Genomic DNA, 15,042 nt, shown 5'->3' with positions numbered 1-15,042 from the left:
AACACGAAGAGCATAAGGGCAAAGGACACGGCTTTCGTCATGGGCTTTGTCCTTTTTTCGTCGAATAGTCTTGTCCCAAAAAAAGGAAAATATATGATTTTAGTTGGAAAATTGAATATGTTTCGAATACAATAGTCATTAGGAAGAGATTATGAATGTAGATCATAGGGAGAGGCAAGGCCATTTAAGGGATGGAGGGAATGACCATGTCAAATGCCAAGCCTTGGATTGCCAATTACCCGCCCGAAACTGCGCCGTCATTGGATTACCCCCGTGTTCCTTTGACGCATTTTCTGGAGCAGTCTGCAGCTATGTATCCAGACAGTAACGCGATCTATTTCATGGGAAAAAGCATTACGTATCGAGAGCTTTTGCAGTTGTCATACCAATTTGCCAATGCATTGATCAAGCGCGGTGTAAAGAAAGGTGACCGCGTGGCGATTATGCTGCCAAATACTCCTCAAGCCGTCATCAGCTACTACGGGGCGCTTTTTGCAGGCGCGATCGTGGTCATGACCAACCCGCTGTATACCGAGCGAGAATTGATTCACCAAATGAACGATTCAGGCGCCGAGACCATCATCACACTGGATTTGTTGTACAAACGTGTTACCCAAGTCCGTGCATCTACCTCACTTCAACGAATCATCATCACAAGCATTGGCGATTTCCTTCCCTTATTGAAAAAATGGCTATATCCGTTCGTGCAGAAGAAACAAGGACAAAATCCGCAGGTTACATACAGCGCAGATATTGAACCTTTTCTTTCCGTCTTAAAAGAAAGCGCTACCAAGCCTGTAGAAGTACCAGTCGATCCGACCCAGGATATCGCACTCCTCCAATATACAGGGGGGACAACAGGTGTTGCCAAAGGCGTCATGCTGACGCACGCCAATCTCATTGCGAATGCAGTCCAGTGCCAAGCGGTCCTTTACAAGCTGAAAATGGGAAAGGAACGGATTCTGTGTGTGCTCCCACTGTTCCACGTGTATGGGATGACTACCGTGATGAACAAAGGCATTTGTATCGCAGCAGAAATTATTCTCGTTCCCAAATTCGACGTGAAACAAATATTTGAAATGATCGACAAGCGAAAGCCTACTCTTTTCCCAGGGGCACCAACCATGTATATCGGTTTAATCAACCACCCGGACTTGAAGAAGCATGATCTTTCTTCCATCGACGCATGTGTCAGTGGATCAGCTCCGTTGCCGATCGAAGTCAAGCTCAAATTTGAAGAGTTGACGGGCGGCAAGCTGGTCGAGGGTTATGGGATGACGGAGGCTTCTCCCGTCACACATTCCAATCCCATTTGGGAAAAAGGCATTACCGGAAGCATCGGAATGCCGTGGCCAGATACGGATTGCCGAATTGTGGATACGGCAACGGGAGATGAGATGCCCCAAGGCGAGGTCGGGGAGTTGGCTGTTAAAGGGCCTCAAGTCATGCTCGGCTATTGGAATCGCCCAGAGGATACCGCTGCCGTATTGAAGGATGGCTGGTTTTTGACGGGAGATATGGGCTATATGGACGAAAACGGCTATTTTTATATCGTCGATCGTAAAAAAGACATGATTATAGCTGGTGGCTTCAATATTTATCCGCGCGAAGTAGAAGAAGTGCTGTTTGAGCATCCCGCCATCCAGGAAGCAGCAGTCATAGGTGTCCCAGATCCGTACCGGGGCGAAACAGTCAAAGCATTCGTCGTTTTCAAGGATGGACAGCTCGCGAATGAAGCGGATCTGGAAGCGCATTGCAGACAGAGACTCGCCGCCTATAAGATTCCGAGACAATACGAGATTCGTACAGATTTGCCCAAAACCATGGTCGGAAAAGTATTGCGTCGCCAATTACAAGAAGAAGACAAGAAGAAAAGAGAAGCCCAGGAAGAAATCAAAACGAGCTAGTAGCTGATGTTTTGAGGCTTGCGATCCCAGGCGGAAAGCGGCCTTTTTTGCTGACCTCTTGCGATTGACAGAGGAGTGGCCCTGTATTACACTAATTATGAATGAGTGATCATTCATTTCGTCATCAATGTTAGTAAACATGGAGGTAGTTATGGCAAAGAAAACGGGGGAAAAGTATCAAGCCATTATTGATGCTGCTGTTCGAGTAATCGCCAGACAGGGCTATTACAGTGCCCAGGTATCGAAAATTGCGAAAGAGGCGAAGGTAGCAGACGGCACCATATACCTCTATTTTGAAAACAAGGATGATATTTTGATTTCACTGTTTAACGAAAAGATGGGCCTGTTTGTGGAGACAAACCGCAAACGCATTTCGGAAGCGACGACCATTGAGCAAAAGCTGTATGTACTCATTCATGCACACTTGAGCCAGCTATCCAAGGACCATGATCTGGCAAAAGTGACTCAAATCGAGCTGCGCCAATCCAGTCCGATCATTAGTGAAGGAATCGGCAACGTGATGAAGCAGTATTTTAATCTCATTGACGAAGTGATCGTAGCGGGTATGGAACAGGGTGTATTCCGATCTGATCTCGAGGTGCGGATTACGCGCAAAATGATTTTTGGAACGCTGGACGAAGTGACGACATCTTGGGTGATGAAACAGTGCAAGTACGACCTTGTCTCTTATGTTGATTCCATTCATAACCTCTTCCTGCTTGGTATGAAGGGAAAAGAATGAAAAGAAAAGCTTTTTTTGCATGAAAACGTTTGTTACAATGGAAACAGTAAGACTGAGCGATCGCTCGGAATGAAATAGTAGCTGTTTTTATATATGGGGAGAGTTTGGGGGGAGAGGAATGGCGTCGCATTGGAATGTAGAAATCGTTGATCGCGTTGCTACGGTAACGATTAGCAACCCGCCTGCTAACGCACTCAGTCAAGCAGTGCTCGGTCAATTGAGTGAACTTTTGGACCAGTGGGAAAATAACGATGAGATCAAAGCAATCGTTTTGACTGGCGAAGGTCGGTTTTTCATTGCAGGAGCGGACATCAAAGAATTTACCCAACTGAATCGGGATAATGCGGAAGAACTGGCGAAGAAGGGTCAAGCATTGTTCAATCGCTTGGAAACGTTCCCGAAGCCAATCATTGCAGCAATTAACGGTGCTTGCCTTGGCGGAGGATTGGAGCTTGCTTTGGCATGCCATATCCGCTTCGCAGCACCTGAAGCCAAGCTTGGGCTGCCTGAGTTGAATCTCGGACTCATTCCTGGCTACGGTGGTACGCAACGTCTACCGCGTCTGGTTGGCCGTGGCAAAGCGACACAAATGATTCTTACATCAGAGATGATCGGTGGCGAGGAAGCTTTGCGCATCGGTCTTGTGGAAGCGGTTTATCCCGTAGAGCAGTTGCTTGCAGAAGCACAAAAGCTGGCAGCTGTTTTCGCAAGTAAGAGTGCGATTACCCTGAAGTTTGCGCTAGCGTCCATCCATAACACAACGGAGCTTTCGTTATCACAAGGCTTGGAGCAGGAAGCAAAGCTATTTGGCGATGCATTCGCGACGGAGGACGTAAAAGAAGGCGTGACTGCTTTTCTGGAAAAGCGCAAGCCGCAATTCGCAGATCGGTAGTTAAGCATATAGCTTCACAAGTATGAGGTACCACTAAGGAGGAGGCATCCTGATGAATATCGTGGTTGTGTTGAAACAGACGTTTGACACAGAAGAAAAAATCGTCATCCAAAACGGACAAATTTCCGAAGATGGCGTTGAATTCATCATTAATCCCTACGATGAGTACGCTGTAGAAGAGGCAATCAAGCTCAAGGAAGATCATGGCGGGGAAGTAACCGTAATCAGCGTCGGCCCAGACCGTGCTGAAAGTGCACTGCGCACGGCTTTGGCAATGGGCGCAGACAAGGCTGTTTTGGTGGATGACGAGTCTCTGTTCGGAGACGAATTCACGATCGCCAAAGTATTGGCTGCCGTAGCGAAAAAGGTTGGCTACGATATCATCATTGGTGGACAAATGGCTGTAGACTCCGGGGCTGGCCAAGGCGGTCCTCGTCTGGCAGAAGAACTGGGAATTAACCATGTATCGACTGCTGTGAAGCTAGAGGTAGACGGGACGAACGTACGCGTAGAGCGCGATGTAGAAGGTGACTTGGAAGTCGTGGAGACGAGCCTTCCTGTTTTGATTACGGCTCAGCAAGGACTCAACGAGCCGCGCTATCCTTCTCTCCCAGGTATCATGAAAGCGAAGAAAAAACCATTGGATAGACTCGGCGCAGACGATTTGGGCATTACTGCGGATGAGGTAAAAGCAAAGACAGAAATCGTCGATCAGACATTGCCTCCGAAAAAACAGGCGGGTCGCATTCTCTCTGGCGAATTGGCAGCTCAAACGTCGGAATTGGTGCAACTGTTGCGCAATGAAGCGAAAGTGATCTAAGCGAGAGGGAGAGGATATCCATGAAAAAAGTACTTGTATTGGCAGAAGTACGTGACGGACAACTTCGCAACGTGTCGCTGGAAGCATTGACTGCAGCACAAGCATTGGCTGAGGGCGGCGAAATTGTAGCAGGTGTATTCGGAGCAAATGCAGCAACGCATGCTGTGACATTGGGTCAGCATGGTGCGAGCACGGTGTATACGGCTGATCATACAGCGTTGGCACAGTACACGCCAGATGCGTATGTGCAGGCACTTACGCAGTTGATTGAGCTAGCTTCTCCAGATGCAGTTGTTTTGGGTCACACCGCGATCGGTCGTGACATCGCACCTCGCGTAGCAGCGCGACTCGGTTACGGTCTGGTTTCAGACGTAACAAGTGTAGAAGCGGGCCCTGTCTTCGTTCGCCCAATCTATGCAGGAAAAGCGACGCAAACACGCAAATTCGTTGATGGAACAACATTTATTACGATTCGTCCAAACAACATTGCCATCGGCGCTGCTGACCCTTCGAAAACGGCAGTGGTGGTACCAGTTGAATTGGATATCAAGGATTTGCGCACAATCGTAAAAGAAGTTGTAAGAAAAACAAGCGGCAAAGTAGACCTTTCCGAAGCAAAAGTAGTGATTTCCGGTGGACGCGGAGTAAAGAGTGCAGAAGGCTTCCAGCCGTTGAACGATCTGGCGGAAGTACTCGGTGCAGCTGTTGGTGCATCTCGTGGCGCTTGCGACGCAGACTATTGCGATTACTCCATGCAGATCGGACAGACAGGTAAGGTTGTTACACCAGATCTGTATATCGCATGCGGGATTTCGGGAGCGATTCAGCACTTGGCTGGTATGTCCAGCTCGAAAATCATTGTTGCCATCAACAAAGATCCGGAAGCGCCAATTTTCCAAGTGGCTGATTACGGTATCGTAGGTGACTTGTTTGAAGTGCTGCCATTGCTGACGGCTGAGTTTAAAAAAGTGTTGGTGTAACAGAAAGACAGTAACAAGGCGCTCCTTTTGGGGCGCTTTTTTTGTCCGCAAGGCTTACTTTATGCTTTCCTTGCTTGGTATAATAGGCAGTAAGGAGAGGTGATCGGGATGAGCGAACAGCTTTTGCAACAACTGATACACATGGTGGCGGAGAATAACCGATTGGTTAAAGAAACGCAGGAGGAGTTACGCGAGTTTAAGAAAGAAATGTATGATTTTCGGAATGAGATGTATGATTTTCGGAATGAGATGTATGCGTTTCGTGACGAGATGTATGCGTTTCGCGATGAAATGTACGAATTCCGTGATGATGCTACGCGCCGATTTGACAGACTGGAACGCCAAAACAAACACATCGATGCAGACCTCGATCTGTTGCATCGGAAAGTCAGTGACCACGAACGTGAGATTAACCGGATAAAACAAGTAGGGCAATAAGGTGCGGACAGACTGGACAGACTAATGCGAGAAGTGTAGGGCAAAGTGTGGAGCGGCGTAGTCAATTTGGTGTTTGAATGATATACTGATTACCGTTAGGAACCTTTATTTAGCAATTGAAATTCAAGGAGGTAACTTCTCATGGCAATTGTAAATGCTACTGACCAAAACTTTTCCCAGGAAGTAGAGCAAGGCGGTACAGTCCTGGTTGACTTCTGGGCTCCATGGTGCGGCCCTTGCAAAATGATCGCTCCTGTACTGGAGCAAATCGACGGTGAAGTGGGCTCCCAGCTCAAAATCGTCAAAGTAAACGTGGATGACAACCCAGATTCTGCTGGTCGTTTTGGTGTAATGTCCATCCCGACGTTGATCGTATTCAAAGACGGTCAACCAGTTGACAAAGTGATCGGCTTCCAACCAAAAGAAGCGCTCATGGCAACTGTAGGCAAACATCTGTAATCGCAAAGCAACGAGTGAAGCGGCATAGCAATATGCCGCTTTTTTATGTTTGGATACGGAATTCTGAACGATCGTTTGTCAAAAAATTAAGTTTACTTGAGCGAAAATAATTGCGTTTTTAGAATACTTTGATTAAACTTCATATATTCAATTTATTTCGATAATAGAGGGGGCTTTTCTAATGAAGGGATTTCATTTGATGCGCTCGCTGGCGGCGATCTCGCTAGGGGCGGTATTGATGGTCGGATGTTCGAGCGGAGGAAATACAAGTGCTCCTGCAGCAGGAGAAGGTGGCTCCGGGCAAGCCGCTAGCACTGACGGACAAGAGATTCAGGCAAAAATCGGTGTGGTAGGTTTCCTCTCTGGTTCTGGGGCAGCTTATGGAGAAGCGCAAAAAGCAGGATTGGAGCTGGCGTTGGGCGAGCTGAATGAAGCGAACAAAGGCAAGCTCAAGATCGAACTGAAGTTTGAAGACTCCGCCGGAGAAAAAGAAGGCGCGATTAATGCGGTAAATAAACTGATTAATCAGGATAATGTCGTAGCGATCATCGGACCGACACTTTCCGGTGAAATGTTTGCTGCAGGACCAGTTGCAAACGAGGCCGAAACTCCGATTTTTGGTATCTCCAACACATCAGAAGGAATCAATGATATCGGGGAGTATGTGTTCCGAAATTCTTTGCCTGAATCCATTGCGATCCCGACAGCTATGAAAGCAGCTGTGGAGAAAAATGGCTTGAAAAAAGTAGCACTTATCCACGCTTCTAACGATGACTTCTCGGTGAATGGTTACAAAGTCATGAAAGCAACCGCTGAAAAGCTGGGCTTAGAGATTACCAGTGAAGCGACTTTCGCAAATGGTGATGTGGACTTCTCGGCACAATTGACCAAGCTGAAACAAACAAACCCAGACGCTCTGCTTGTGTCCGCTTTGTACAAAGAAGGCTCTATGGTTGTGAAAAAAGCACGTGAGTTGGGCTTTACAGGGACAATTCTTGGTGGAAATGGTTTCAATAATCCGAAAGTTTTTGAAATTGCAGGTCCAGCTGCTGAGGGCTTGATCGTTGCGACTCCATTCAGCCCTGAAAAGAAAGATGATAAAGTACAAGCCTTCGTAAAAGCATTCGAAGCCAAATACAACAAAAAGCCTGACCAGTTCGCAGCCCAAGCATACGACTCGCTGTACATCATGTCGCAGTCACTGCTTGCCGCAGGAAAAGCAGATCGCGAAGAGTTGCGCGGACAATTGGCTCAGCTGAAAGACTTCACAGGTGTATCCGGCAAACTGTCTTTTGACGAGAAACGTAATCCGATTGGCGATGCAGTTGTCGTTGTCGCAAAAGAAGGCAAATTCGTCCCGTTTGAATAGGATTGTGCCCGGGGTCGCTCCGGGCTTCTTTTTCTATCCGTTATCTCGGTGGATCAGTAAGTACCAGATCATGTTCTTCGCTTGCTGATCCAGCGAGAATAACTCAATCATCGTTGGATAGTAACCACTTAACAGTGAGGTGAGGCATTTGTTTTGGCAGCAATTAGTCAACGGATTGACAGTTGGTAGCACTTATTCATTGATTGCATTGGGCTATACGCTCATTTTTGGTGTCTTAGGAATCATTAATATGGCACACGGCCAAATTTTTATTTTTGGATCACTGGTTGGCTTGGTATTGATGACCAGCCTGAATATGCCTTTAGGGGTCGCGCTGATTGTGGCCATCGTGATATCGGCCATTTTGGGTCTTGTGCTGGAGTATACAGCACTTCGCCCACTTCGTAAAAAAAATGTACCCCATCTGGCATCCTTGATCAGTACGATCGGATTTGCCATTTTGATGGAGGAAGCCATGCATAAGTTTTTCGGTGCTGACTCCCGTGCGTTCCCACAATCCTTTGGGGATACCACTTTTGACTTGGGGCTCATTCAAATTCGCAGCGTCGATCTCGTTATTTTGGGGATTTCTGTGTTGCTGATGTTCGTCCTGCATTTTTGGATTCAAAAAACGAAAATGGGAAAAGCCATTCGCGCGACGGCTGAAAATACGGATACAGCAAATATTTTGGGGATTAACACGAATATGGTCATTGTCGTGACCGTCATGCTTGCGTCGGCACTGGGAGGTGTCGCCGGCATATTGATCGGGATGGCGTACTCTGCTCTCATTCCGACGATGGGGATGACGCTTGGCTTCAAAGGTTTGGCTGTTTTGATTTTAGGCGGGGTAGGCAGCATTCCTGGAGCCATGGTGTGCGGCGTATTGCTCGGGATTATCGAGGTGTTTACCGTCGCGTACGGAGACTCGTCGTATCGAGATGCGGTTGCTTTTGGCTTGATCATTCTCATTTTGCTCTTGAAGCCGGAAGGACTATTTGGACGCAAAGCGTAAGGGAGGTGCAGACATTGGACATTCTCAATCCATATAACTTACAGGTACTGACTTTTATCTTGTTAAACAGTATTTTGGCGATCAGTATTTACATTACACTCTCGACGGGCCAGCTTTCTTTGGGACATGCGGGCTTTATGAGCATTGGTGCTTTTACGGCGAGTATTTTGACAAAGCAAGCGGACATGCCTCTGTTTATCGCCATCATAATCGGGGGACTGGCGGCAGGGCTAATTGCACTGTTGATCGGTGCTCCGACATTGAAGCTCCACGGCTTGTACCTGGCCATTGCTACGCTTGGCTTTGGTGAAGTGATCCGCGTTATTTTTCTCAATATGGAAATTACAAATGGCGCCCTCGGACTGACCGGACTTCAATCGATTGGCAATTACTTATACGATTTTGAAAAAGCAATGGGATTAAAAGCGCAAAGCTTTGGTATTTCGGTCATGCAAATGAAGTCATTATCGACCTTTGTGTTTATGCTGCTCCTGTTTGCCTTCGTTCTTTTCCTGACGCTGCGTCTGAACCGTTCTCGTCTCGGGCGAGCTTTTGAAGCGATCAAAGCAGACGAAACGGCGGCACGAGCGATGGGATTGCAAGTCAACTATTATAAGATGCTTGCTTTTGTGATCGGTTCCATTTTGGCTGGTGTATGTGGAGGATTGTTCGCCCACATTACGACGACCATTACGCCAGATGATTTTAACTATCATAAAGTCGTAGAGATTCTGTCTTATGCCGTGATCGGCGGCAGCGAAGTGGTATGGGGGCCGCTGTTTGGTGCCTTGGTTTTGACAGCACTGCCGGAGGTACTACGTGGTTTGGCCGAGTACAAAATGCTCATGTACGGTTTGATCATGGTCGGTGTAATGGCGTTCCGTCCGCATGGCTTGATTGGTGCCGATACGTTCCAAAAGCTGTTCAAGCGTCGTAGGGGCAAGTCATCGGACAAGGAAGCGAAGGGGGGAGTATAAGATGTTGCTGGAACTTGCGAACGTAGGAAAAAGCTTTGGCGGCATCACCGCTCTTCGTGACGTTTCTTTTACGGTCGGAGAGGGCGAAATTGTCGGCTTGATTGGTCCGAATGGTGCGGGCAAAACGACCATTTTCAATATGGCAACGGGCATATTCGAACCAACCACGGGCACCTTTTCTTTTGCTGGACAAAAGCTAAATGGGGTGGCGCCTAACAAAATTACCGAAATGGGAATTGCGAGGACGTTCCAAAATATTCGCCTCTTCGGTCACATGAGTGCGCTGGACAATGTGAAGGTAGGATGTCATTCGCGCATGAAGGCGGGCTTCTGGGCTTCCCTTTTGAAAACCCCCGGACAACGTGCGGAAGAAAAGGCTGTTACCAAAAAAGCAGAGGAGCTCCTCGAATTCGTAGGCTTGTCTGACATTGCTGATGTTCGCTCGGATACATTGGCTTACGGTCAACAACGGCGTCTGGAGATTGCGCGGGCACTGGCTACTGAGCCAAAGCTTTTGCTTTTGGACGAGCCTGCTGCGGGAATGATCGAGACCGAGACAAAAGCGCTCATGGAGCTGGTCAAAAAAATTCGCGATGACGGGACGACTGTCCTGTTGGTCGAACACGATATGGGATTGGTCATGAACCTGTGTGAAAAGGTCGTATGTATCAACTTTGGGGTCAAAATTGCTGACGGCACCCCGGCAGAGGTACAAAACAATCCAGATGTGATTGAAGCCTACCTCGGCAAGGAGGACGAATAAGATGCTGAATATACAAAACTTGACGACCTCCTACGGTCAAATCAAGGCAATTCGTGGGATAACGCTGGAAGTGCCTGAGGGAAAAATCGTCTCGCTGATCGGGGCGAACGGAGCGGGAAAAACCACAACCATGCGTACGATTGCAGGTCAACTGAAGCCTGAAGCAGGGACGATTACGTTTTGTGGTCAACGCATAGAGGGTTCGAGACCCCATCAGATCGTAAAAGCCGGATTGGCGTTGGTACCAGAAGGGCGTGCGATCCTTGGGAAGATGACCGTGCTGGAAAACCTGGAAATGGGCGCATTCCAGCGCAACGATGCACAAGGCATCAAGGACGACATGGAGAAGATGATGACCTGGTTCCCCATCCTGAAGGAGCGGCTTACCCAATTGGGAGGGACGATGTCTGGCGGTCAACAGCAAATGCTAGCCATTGCTCGCGCATTGATGTCTCGACCGAAGCTGCTGCTTTTGGACGAGCCGTCGATGGGCTTGGCTCCCATCGTGGTATCGGACATTTTCAAGGTGATCAAAGAAATCAATGCGGAAGGTACAACCGTCCTCATCGTGGAGCAAAATGTCAAACAAGCCCTCAAAATCGCTGATTACGGGTATGTACTGGAGGCAGGGCAAATCGTGTTGGACGGCACAGGAGAAGTGTTGTTAAACGACGAGCGTGTAAAAGAAGCATATTTGGGTGGTCGCAAGCACTAGTCTGCCTGTAAAAAACTGTCGCCATGGAATGAGGCGGCAGTTTTTTTCGTCATCATTCCATGGTACTATAAAGGATAGAACGTATATTCTCTTATGAAAAGGGAAGGAAGCCGGATACGATGCCAGCCAAATTGTCGAGAGAGCAAATGGAATATGTTGTTCATCAAGTACAACGCTATTTTAAAGAAGAACGGTCGGAGACACTCGGCAATTTGGAGACGGAAGAGTTGATTGCCTTTTTCTCAAAAGAGCTCGGCCCCTTCTATTACAATCAAGGGGTGCAAGACAGCCGCAAGCTGCTGATGGAACGGATGAGTTCCTTAGAAGATGAACTGTATGTATTGGAAAAACCAATTCACAAGAACAAATAGATGCATGGCAGATATAGAGCAAAGAGGAGGGAGCAGCCATGAACAGCTCCTTAAAAGATAAGCTGGCCGTCCTGCCAGATAAGCCAGGCTGCTACCTGATGAAAAATGCGAGCGGGGAAATCATTTACGTAGGAAAAGCCAAGGTACTGAAAAACCGCGTCCGCTCTTATTTTACAGGCAGTCATAACGGGAAGACGCAGCTGTTGGTCAGTGAAATCGTGGACTTTGAGTACATTGTGGTATCCTCCGCGATTGAGGCGCTCATCCTCGAGTGCAACCTGATCAAGGAGCACGACCCGCGTTACAATGTCATGCTCCGCGACGACAAGACGTATCCGTACATCAAAATTACGAATGAGGCGCAGCCACGTCTGGAGATTACCCGTAAGGTATTAAAAGATAAAGCCAAGTATTTCGGTCCGTATCCGAATGCCGGAGATGCCTCCGAGGTGAAGAAGCTGCTGGATCGCCTCTATCCGTTGCGCAAATGCCGCAATATGCCCAAGCAGGTTTGTCTTTACTACCATTTGGGACAATGTTTAGCGCCCTGTGTGTACGAGGTATCGGCAGAGGAAAATCAGCGTTTGGTGGATGAAATCAGCCGGTTCCTCGATGGTGGCCACGAGGAAATGAAGCAAACTCTCACGGAAAAAATGCTGCAAGCCGCAGAAAACATGGAGTTTGAACGAGCCAAGGAATATCGCGATCAGATCAAGAGCATCGAAGCGGTGATGGAGAAGCAGAAGATCACGTTCACGGATACGGTAGACCGCGACATTATCGGATTTGCTGTGGAAAAAGGCTGGATGTGCATTCAGGTGTTCTACATGCGAAAAGGGAAGATGATCGAGCGTCAGACGACTTCCTTTCCATACTATGGAAGCGAAACCGAGGACTTTATGTCTTATGTGAGCCAGTTCTATTACGATAAACAAAATGCGCTACCAAAAGAAATTTTGCTCCCGCAAGAGAGTGAACCGGAGCTTTTGGGTGAGTGGCTGGGCATCAAAGTCCATGCTCCGAAAAGAGGCAAAAAGCATGAACTAGTGAAGATGGCTTCCGAGAACGCCCGTATTGCTTTGCAGGAGAAGTTCGCGCTGATGTCCAAGGACGATGCTCGTACAGTCCAAGCGGTACACAATCTTGGTCACATTTTAGGGATTCCGGTTCCTCATCGAATTGAAGCGTTTGACAACTCCAACATTCAGGGAACAGAGCCTGTATCTGCGATGATTGTGTTTACAGATGGTCGCCCTGACAAAAAGGAATACCGTAAATTCAAGATCAAAACCGTCGAGGGGCCAGATGATTACGGCTCCATGCGCGAAGTAGTTCGCCGTCGCTACTCTCGCCTTCTGAAAGAAAACCAGCCGATGCCTGACCTGATTGTGATCGATGGTGGAAAAGGCCAAATCAGTGCGGCTATGGACGTGCTGGAAAACGAGCTGGGTCTCTATATTCCCGTCTGTGGACTTGCGAAGGACGAGAAGCACCGCACCGCTCAGCTCATGTACGGAGATCCGCCAGAGCCTGTGAATCTTAGACGTGATAGCTATGAGTTTTATTTGTTGCAGCGCATCCAAGATGAAGTCCACCGTTTTGTTATTACATTCCACAGACAATCCCGGACAAAAACGATGCTCTCCTCGCAGTTAGATGAGATCCCCGGTATCGGTGAGAAGCGACGCAAGCTGTTGTTCTCTCATTTTGGCTCGTTGAAAAAAATGCGAGAGGCGACCGTTGAAGACTTCCGCCAATTAGGGATCGGTGACAAGCTGGCAAAAGAAATCATCGGGCATCTACGCAAGCTGGACACATAGCACATGTAACTTTTTGAACAACCTCTAAAAAGGAATTGATCCATTTTTAGACTCATGATATAATCCGATTCAAACAGAATAGTTAGCCTCACTTCCATTATGGAGTGAGGTAGAGGCGCGAAAACCAAGAGTACCACCCTGAGATCGGGAATCTGTGAAGGGGACGGGAAAGGGGAATTCGCCGAAGTGTGGAGGGAAACCCGCTTTTCTCCATGCTGGGTCTGCGTTGAACAAATGCAGGACTGTCATCTGCACAATGACCAATTGTCAGATGGAGAGCTATCTCACGGTGTGTCAATGTGAGTTTTGATGGTGATGACTGTCAATCTTCGTTGTCCGCGTGTATTGGGAGGGAGGAACCGGTATGTCGAAACAGTAGGCAGCGGCAGGTCTTATTCCTTGTCGGTGCCTTTTTTGTAAAATAAAATGCAAGACTTTTCCTTATAGAGAGAATAGTGAAAAACCATACGATACGAGATAAATACAAACATTGGATATGAGAAAAAGGGAGAGAAGCCGCATGGGGTTGATCGTGCAGAAATACGGAGGCACCTCTGTAGGTACCATTGAGCGAATTTTACGAGTTGCGGATCGAATTGTCAGCTACAAAGAGGAAGGGCATGATGTGGTAGTCGTTGTTTCTGCAATGGGCAAATCTACTGACGTGTTGGTAGATATGGCCAAGCAGATTAGCGCATACCCATCCGAGCGTGAAATGGATATGCTGCTGACCACGGGGGAGCAGGTATCGATCGCGCTTTTGTCGATGGCCTTGCATACAAAAGGCTACGACGCCATTTCTCTTACGGGCTGGCAGGCTGGAATCACCACGGAGGCGATTCACGGAAGAGCACGGATCAAGCAGATTGATCCAGAGCGGATTCAATCCGAGCTCGGCCGTGGTCGTGTGGTGATCGTGGCAGGATTCCAAGGGATCAGTGACGAAGGTGAAATTACGACGCTCGGCCGCGGTGGATCGGATACATCTGCGGTTACACTCGCAGCGAGCTTGAACGCTGAGAAATGCGAAATCTTTACAGACGTGTCCGGGGTGTATACAGCTGATCCGCGAGTGGTTCCAGCTGCGAGCAAGCTGGATACGATCTCGTATGATGAGATGCTGGAGTTGGCGAACCTCGGTGCAGGGGTTCTTCATCCAAGGTCAGTAGAGGCTGCGAAAAAATACAAGGTAAGGCTGGTCGTCCGCTCCAGCTTTACTGCCGAAGATGGTACGTACGTTGAGGAGGTTGCCAACATGGAAACAGGAAGAGTAGTAAGTGGAGTTGCACACGATGAAGATGTAGCCAAAATCACGGTTGTCGGCATGCCTGCCAAGGTCGGGACGCTCTCCCGTCTGTTCAATACGCTGGCGGACAATCAGGTGAACGTTGATATCATTATCCAAAGCTCTTATGATGCGTCTGTTACGAATATTTCTTTTACAGTTGCAGCGGATGACCTGAAAAAAGCACTGGATACGCTGGACAGAAACAAAAACGAGCTTGGCTTTGAAAAAGTCGATTTCGAGGAAGGCTTGACCAAGGTATCGATTGTTGGCTCAGGCATGATCAATAATCCAGGGGTAGCTGCCGAAATGTTCCGTGTCCTGGCAGAAAAAGAAATTTCTATTAAAATGGTATCTACGTCTGATATCAAGGTTTCTTGCGTCATTCCAGCAGCCTTGACGGAGCTGGCTGTTCGCAGTCTTCATTCGGCATATGGTCTGGATGTCGAGGAAACCGCGGTCGTGCACGGAGTATAAAACATGGATGCT

15 protein-coding genes and 1 riboswitch are annotated in these 15,042 nt (G+C 48.1%); all 15 genes read left to right on the top strand.

Going from position 1 to position 15,042, the window contains the following annotated elements:
* Positions 1–206: 206 nt before the first annotated feature.
* The 15 genes from POF51_RS22720 to POF51_RS22650 all read left to right on the top strand — a co-directional run bounded on the left by POF51_RS22720 (position 207) and on the right by POF51_RS22650 (position 15,030).
* Positions 207–1,907 carry an AMP-binding protein gene (locus POF51_RS22720; protein ID WP_069845543.1) on the top strand — a complete coding sequence of 567 codons (1,701 nt, stop codon included), beginning with the start codon at positions 207–209 and terminating at the stop codon, positions 1,905–1,907.
* Positions 1,908–2,058: 151 nt separating this feature from the next.
* Positions 2,059–2,649, top strand: a complete 591-nt coding sequence (locus tag POF51_RS22715; RefSeq protein WP_017251081.1) for a TetR/AcrR family transcriptional regulator — start codon at positions 2,059–2,061, stop codon at positions 2,647–2,649.
* Between the two features lie 118 nt (positions 2,650–2,767).
* Positions 2,768–3,541 (top strand): enoyl-CoA hydratase, encoded by a 774-nt coding sequence (locus POF51_RS22710; RefSeq protein WP_017251082.1) that lies wholly within the window; start codon positions 2,768–2,770, stop codon positions 3,539–3,541.
* Between the two features lie 52 nt (positions 3,542–3,593).
* Positions 3,594–4,361 carry an electron transfer flavoprotein subunit beta/FixA family protein gene (locus tag POF51_RS22705; protein WP_017251083.1) on the top strand — a complete coding sequence of 256 codons (768 nt, stop codon included), beginning with the start codon at positions 3,594–3,596 and terminating at the stop codon, positions 4,359–4,361.
* Positions 4,362–4,381: 20 nt separating this feature from the next.
* Entirely contained in the window at positions 4,382–5,341 is a 960-nt protein-coding gene (locus tag POF51_RS22700; RefSeq protein ID WP_069845542.1) for an electron transfer flavoprotein subunit alpha/FixB family protein, read from the top strand.
* Between the two features lie 108 nt (positions 5,342–5,449).
* The gene (locus POF51_RS22695; RefSeq protein ID WP_069845541.1) at positions 5,450–5,779 is read left to right on the top strand and encodes a hypothetical protein; all 330 of its coding nucleotides are present in this window, start codon (positions 5,450–5,452) and stop codon (positions 5,777–5,779) included.
* A gap of 141 nt (positions 5,780–5,920) precedes the next feature.
* Positions 5,921–6,238, top strand: a complete 318-nt coding sequence (trxA, locus tag POF51_RS22690; protein WP_007722428.1) for a thioredoxin — start codon at positions 5,921–5,923, stop codon at positions 6,236–6,238.
* A 181-nt stretch (positions 6,239–6,419) separates the two neighbouring features.
* On the top strand, positions 6,420–7,607 hold the full coding sequence (locus tag POF51_RS22685; protein ID WP_069845540.1) for an ABC transporter substrate-binding protein: 1,188 nt from the start codon (positions 6,420–6,422) through the stop codon (positions 7,605–7,607).
* 148 nt (positions 7,608–7,755) lie between these two features.
* On the top strand, positions 7,756–8,622 hold the full coding sequence (locus POF51_RS22680; protein WP_017251087.1) for a branched-chain amino acid ABC transporter permease: 867 nt from the start codon (positions 7,756–7,758) through the stop codon (positions 8,620–8,622).
* Positions 8,623–8,627: 5 nt separating this feature from the next.
* On the top strand, positions 8,628–9,599 hold the full coding sequence (locus POF51_RS22675; protein ID WP_106833036.1) for a branched-chain amino acid ABC transporter permease: 972 nt from the start codon (positions 8,628–8,630) through the stop codon (positions 9,597–9,599).
* A 1-nt stretch (position 9,600) separates the two neighbouring features.
* A complete protein-coding gene (locus POF51_RS22670) occupies positions 9,601–10,362 on the top strand; it encodes an ABC transporter ATP-binding protein (protein ID WP_017251089.1) in 762 nt (253 codons plus the stop codon).
* Between the two features lies 1 nt (position 10,363).
* Positions 10,364–11,077 carry an ABC transporter ATP-binding protein gene (locus tag POF51_RS22665; protein WP_271756165.1) on the top strand — a complete coding sequence of 238 codons (714 nt, stop codon included), beginning with the start codon at positions 10,364–10,366 and terminating at the stop codon, positions 11,075–11,077.
* Between the two features lie 119 nt (positions 11,078–11,196).
* Positions 11,197–11,448 carry a DUF2164 domain-containing protein gene (locus POF51_RS22660; protein ID WP_069845537.1) on the top strand — a complete coding sequence of 84 codons (252 nt, stop codon included), beginning with the start codon at positions 11,197–11,199 and terminating at the stop codon, positions 11,446–11,448.
* 38 nt (positions 11,449–11,486) lie between these two features.
* Complete coding sequence (gene uvrC, locus POF51_RS22655; protein WP_069845536.1) at positions 11,487–13,268, top strand: excinuclease ABC subunit UvrC; 1,782 nt, start codon at positions 11,487–11,489, stop codon at positions 13,266–13,268.
* Between the two features lie 102 nt (positions 13,269–13,370).
* Positions 13,371–13,558, top strand: a riboswitch (Lysine riboswitch).
* 230 nt (positions 13,559–13,788) lie between these two features.
* Positions 13,789–15,030: an aspartate kinase gene (locus POF51_RS22650; RefSeq protein ID WP_069845535.1), complete on the top strand. Its 1,242-nt coding sequence runs from the start codon at positions 13,789–13,791 to the stop codon at positions 15,028–15,030.
* Positions 15,031–15,042: the final 12 nt, after the last annotated feature.

This window comes from Brevibacillus sp. AG (genome assembly GCF_028369215.1).
GTDB lineage: Bacteria > Bacillota > Bacilli > Brevibacillales > Brevibacillaceae > Brevibacillus > Brevibacillus porteri.
This window is presented reverse-complemented; position numbering and strand designations above follow the sequence as displayed.

Coding starts and splice junctions, on each gene's coding strand:
- POF51_RS22720 (WP_069845543.1), top strand. CDS start 207: ATGTCAAATGCCAAGCCTTGGATTGCCAATTACCCGCCCGAAACTGCG.
- POF51_RS22715 (WP_017251081.1), top strand. CDS start 2,059: ATGGCAAAGAAAACGGGGGAAAAGTATCAAGCCATTATTGATGCTGCT.
- POF51_RS22710 (WP_017251082.1), top strand. CDS start 2,768: ATGGCGTCGCATTGGAATGTAGAAATCGTTGATCGCGTTGCTACGGTA.
- POF51_RS22705 (WP_017251083.1), top strand. CDS start 3,594: ATGAATATCGTGGTTGTGTTGAAACAGACGTTTGACACAGAAGAAAAA.
- POF51_RS22700 (WP_069845542.1), top strand. CDS start 4,382: ATGAAAAAAGTACTTGTATTGGCAGAAGTACGTGACGGACAACTTCGC.
- POF51_RS22695 (WP_069845541.1), top strand. CDS start 5,450: ATGAGCGAACAGCTTTTGCAACAACTGATACACATGGTGGCGGAGAAT.
- trxA (WP_007722428.1), top strand. CDS start 5,921: ATGGCAATTGTAAATGCTACTGACCAAAACTTTTCCCAGGAAGTAGAG.
- POF51_RS22685 (WP_069845540.1), top strand. CDS start 6,420: ATGAAGGGATTTCATTTGATGCGCTCGCTGGCGGCGATCTCGCTAGGG.
- POF51_RS22670 (WP_017251089.1), top strand. CDS start 9,601: ATGTTGCTGGAACTTGCGAACGTAGGAAAAAGCTTTGGCGGCATCACC.
- POF51_RS22665 (WP_271756165.1), top strand. CDS start 10,364: ATGCTGAATATACAAAACTTGACGACCTCCTACGGTCAAATCAAGGCA.
- POF51_RS22660 (WP_069845537.1), top strand. CDS start 11,197: ATGCCAGCCAAATTGTCGAGAGAGCAAATGGAATATGTTGTTCATCAA.
- uvrC (WP_069845536.1), top strand. CDS start 11,487: ATGAACAGCTCCTTAAAAGATAAGCTGGCCGTCCTGCCAGATAAGCCA.
- POF51_RS22650 (WP_069845535.1), top strand. CDS start 13,789: ATGGGGTTGATCGTGCAGAAATACGGAGGCACCTCTGTAGGTACCATT.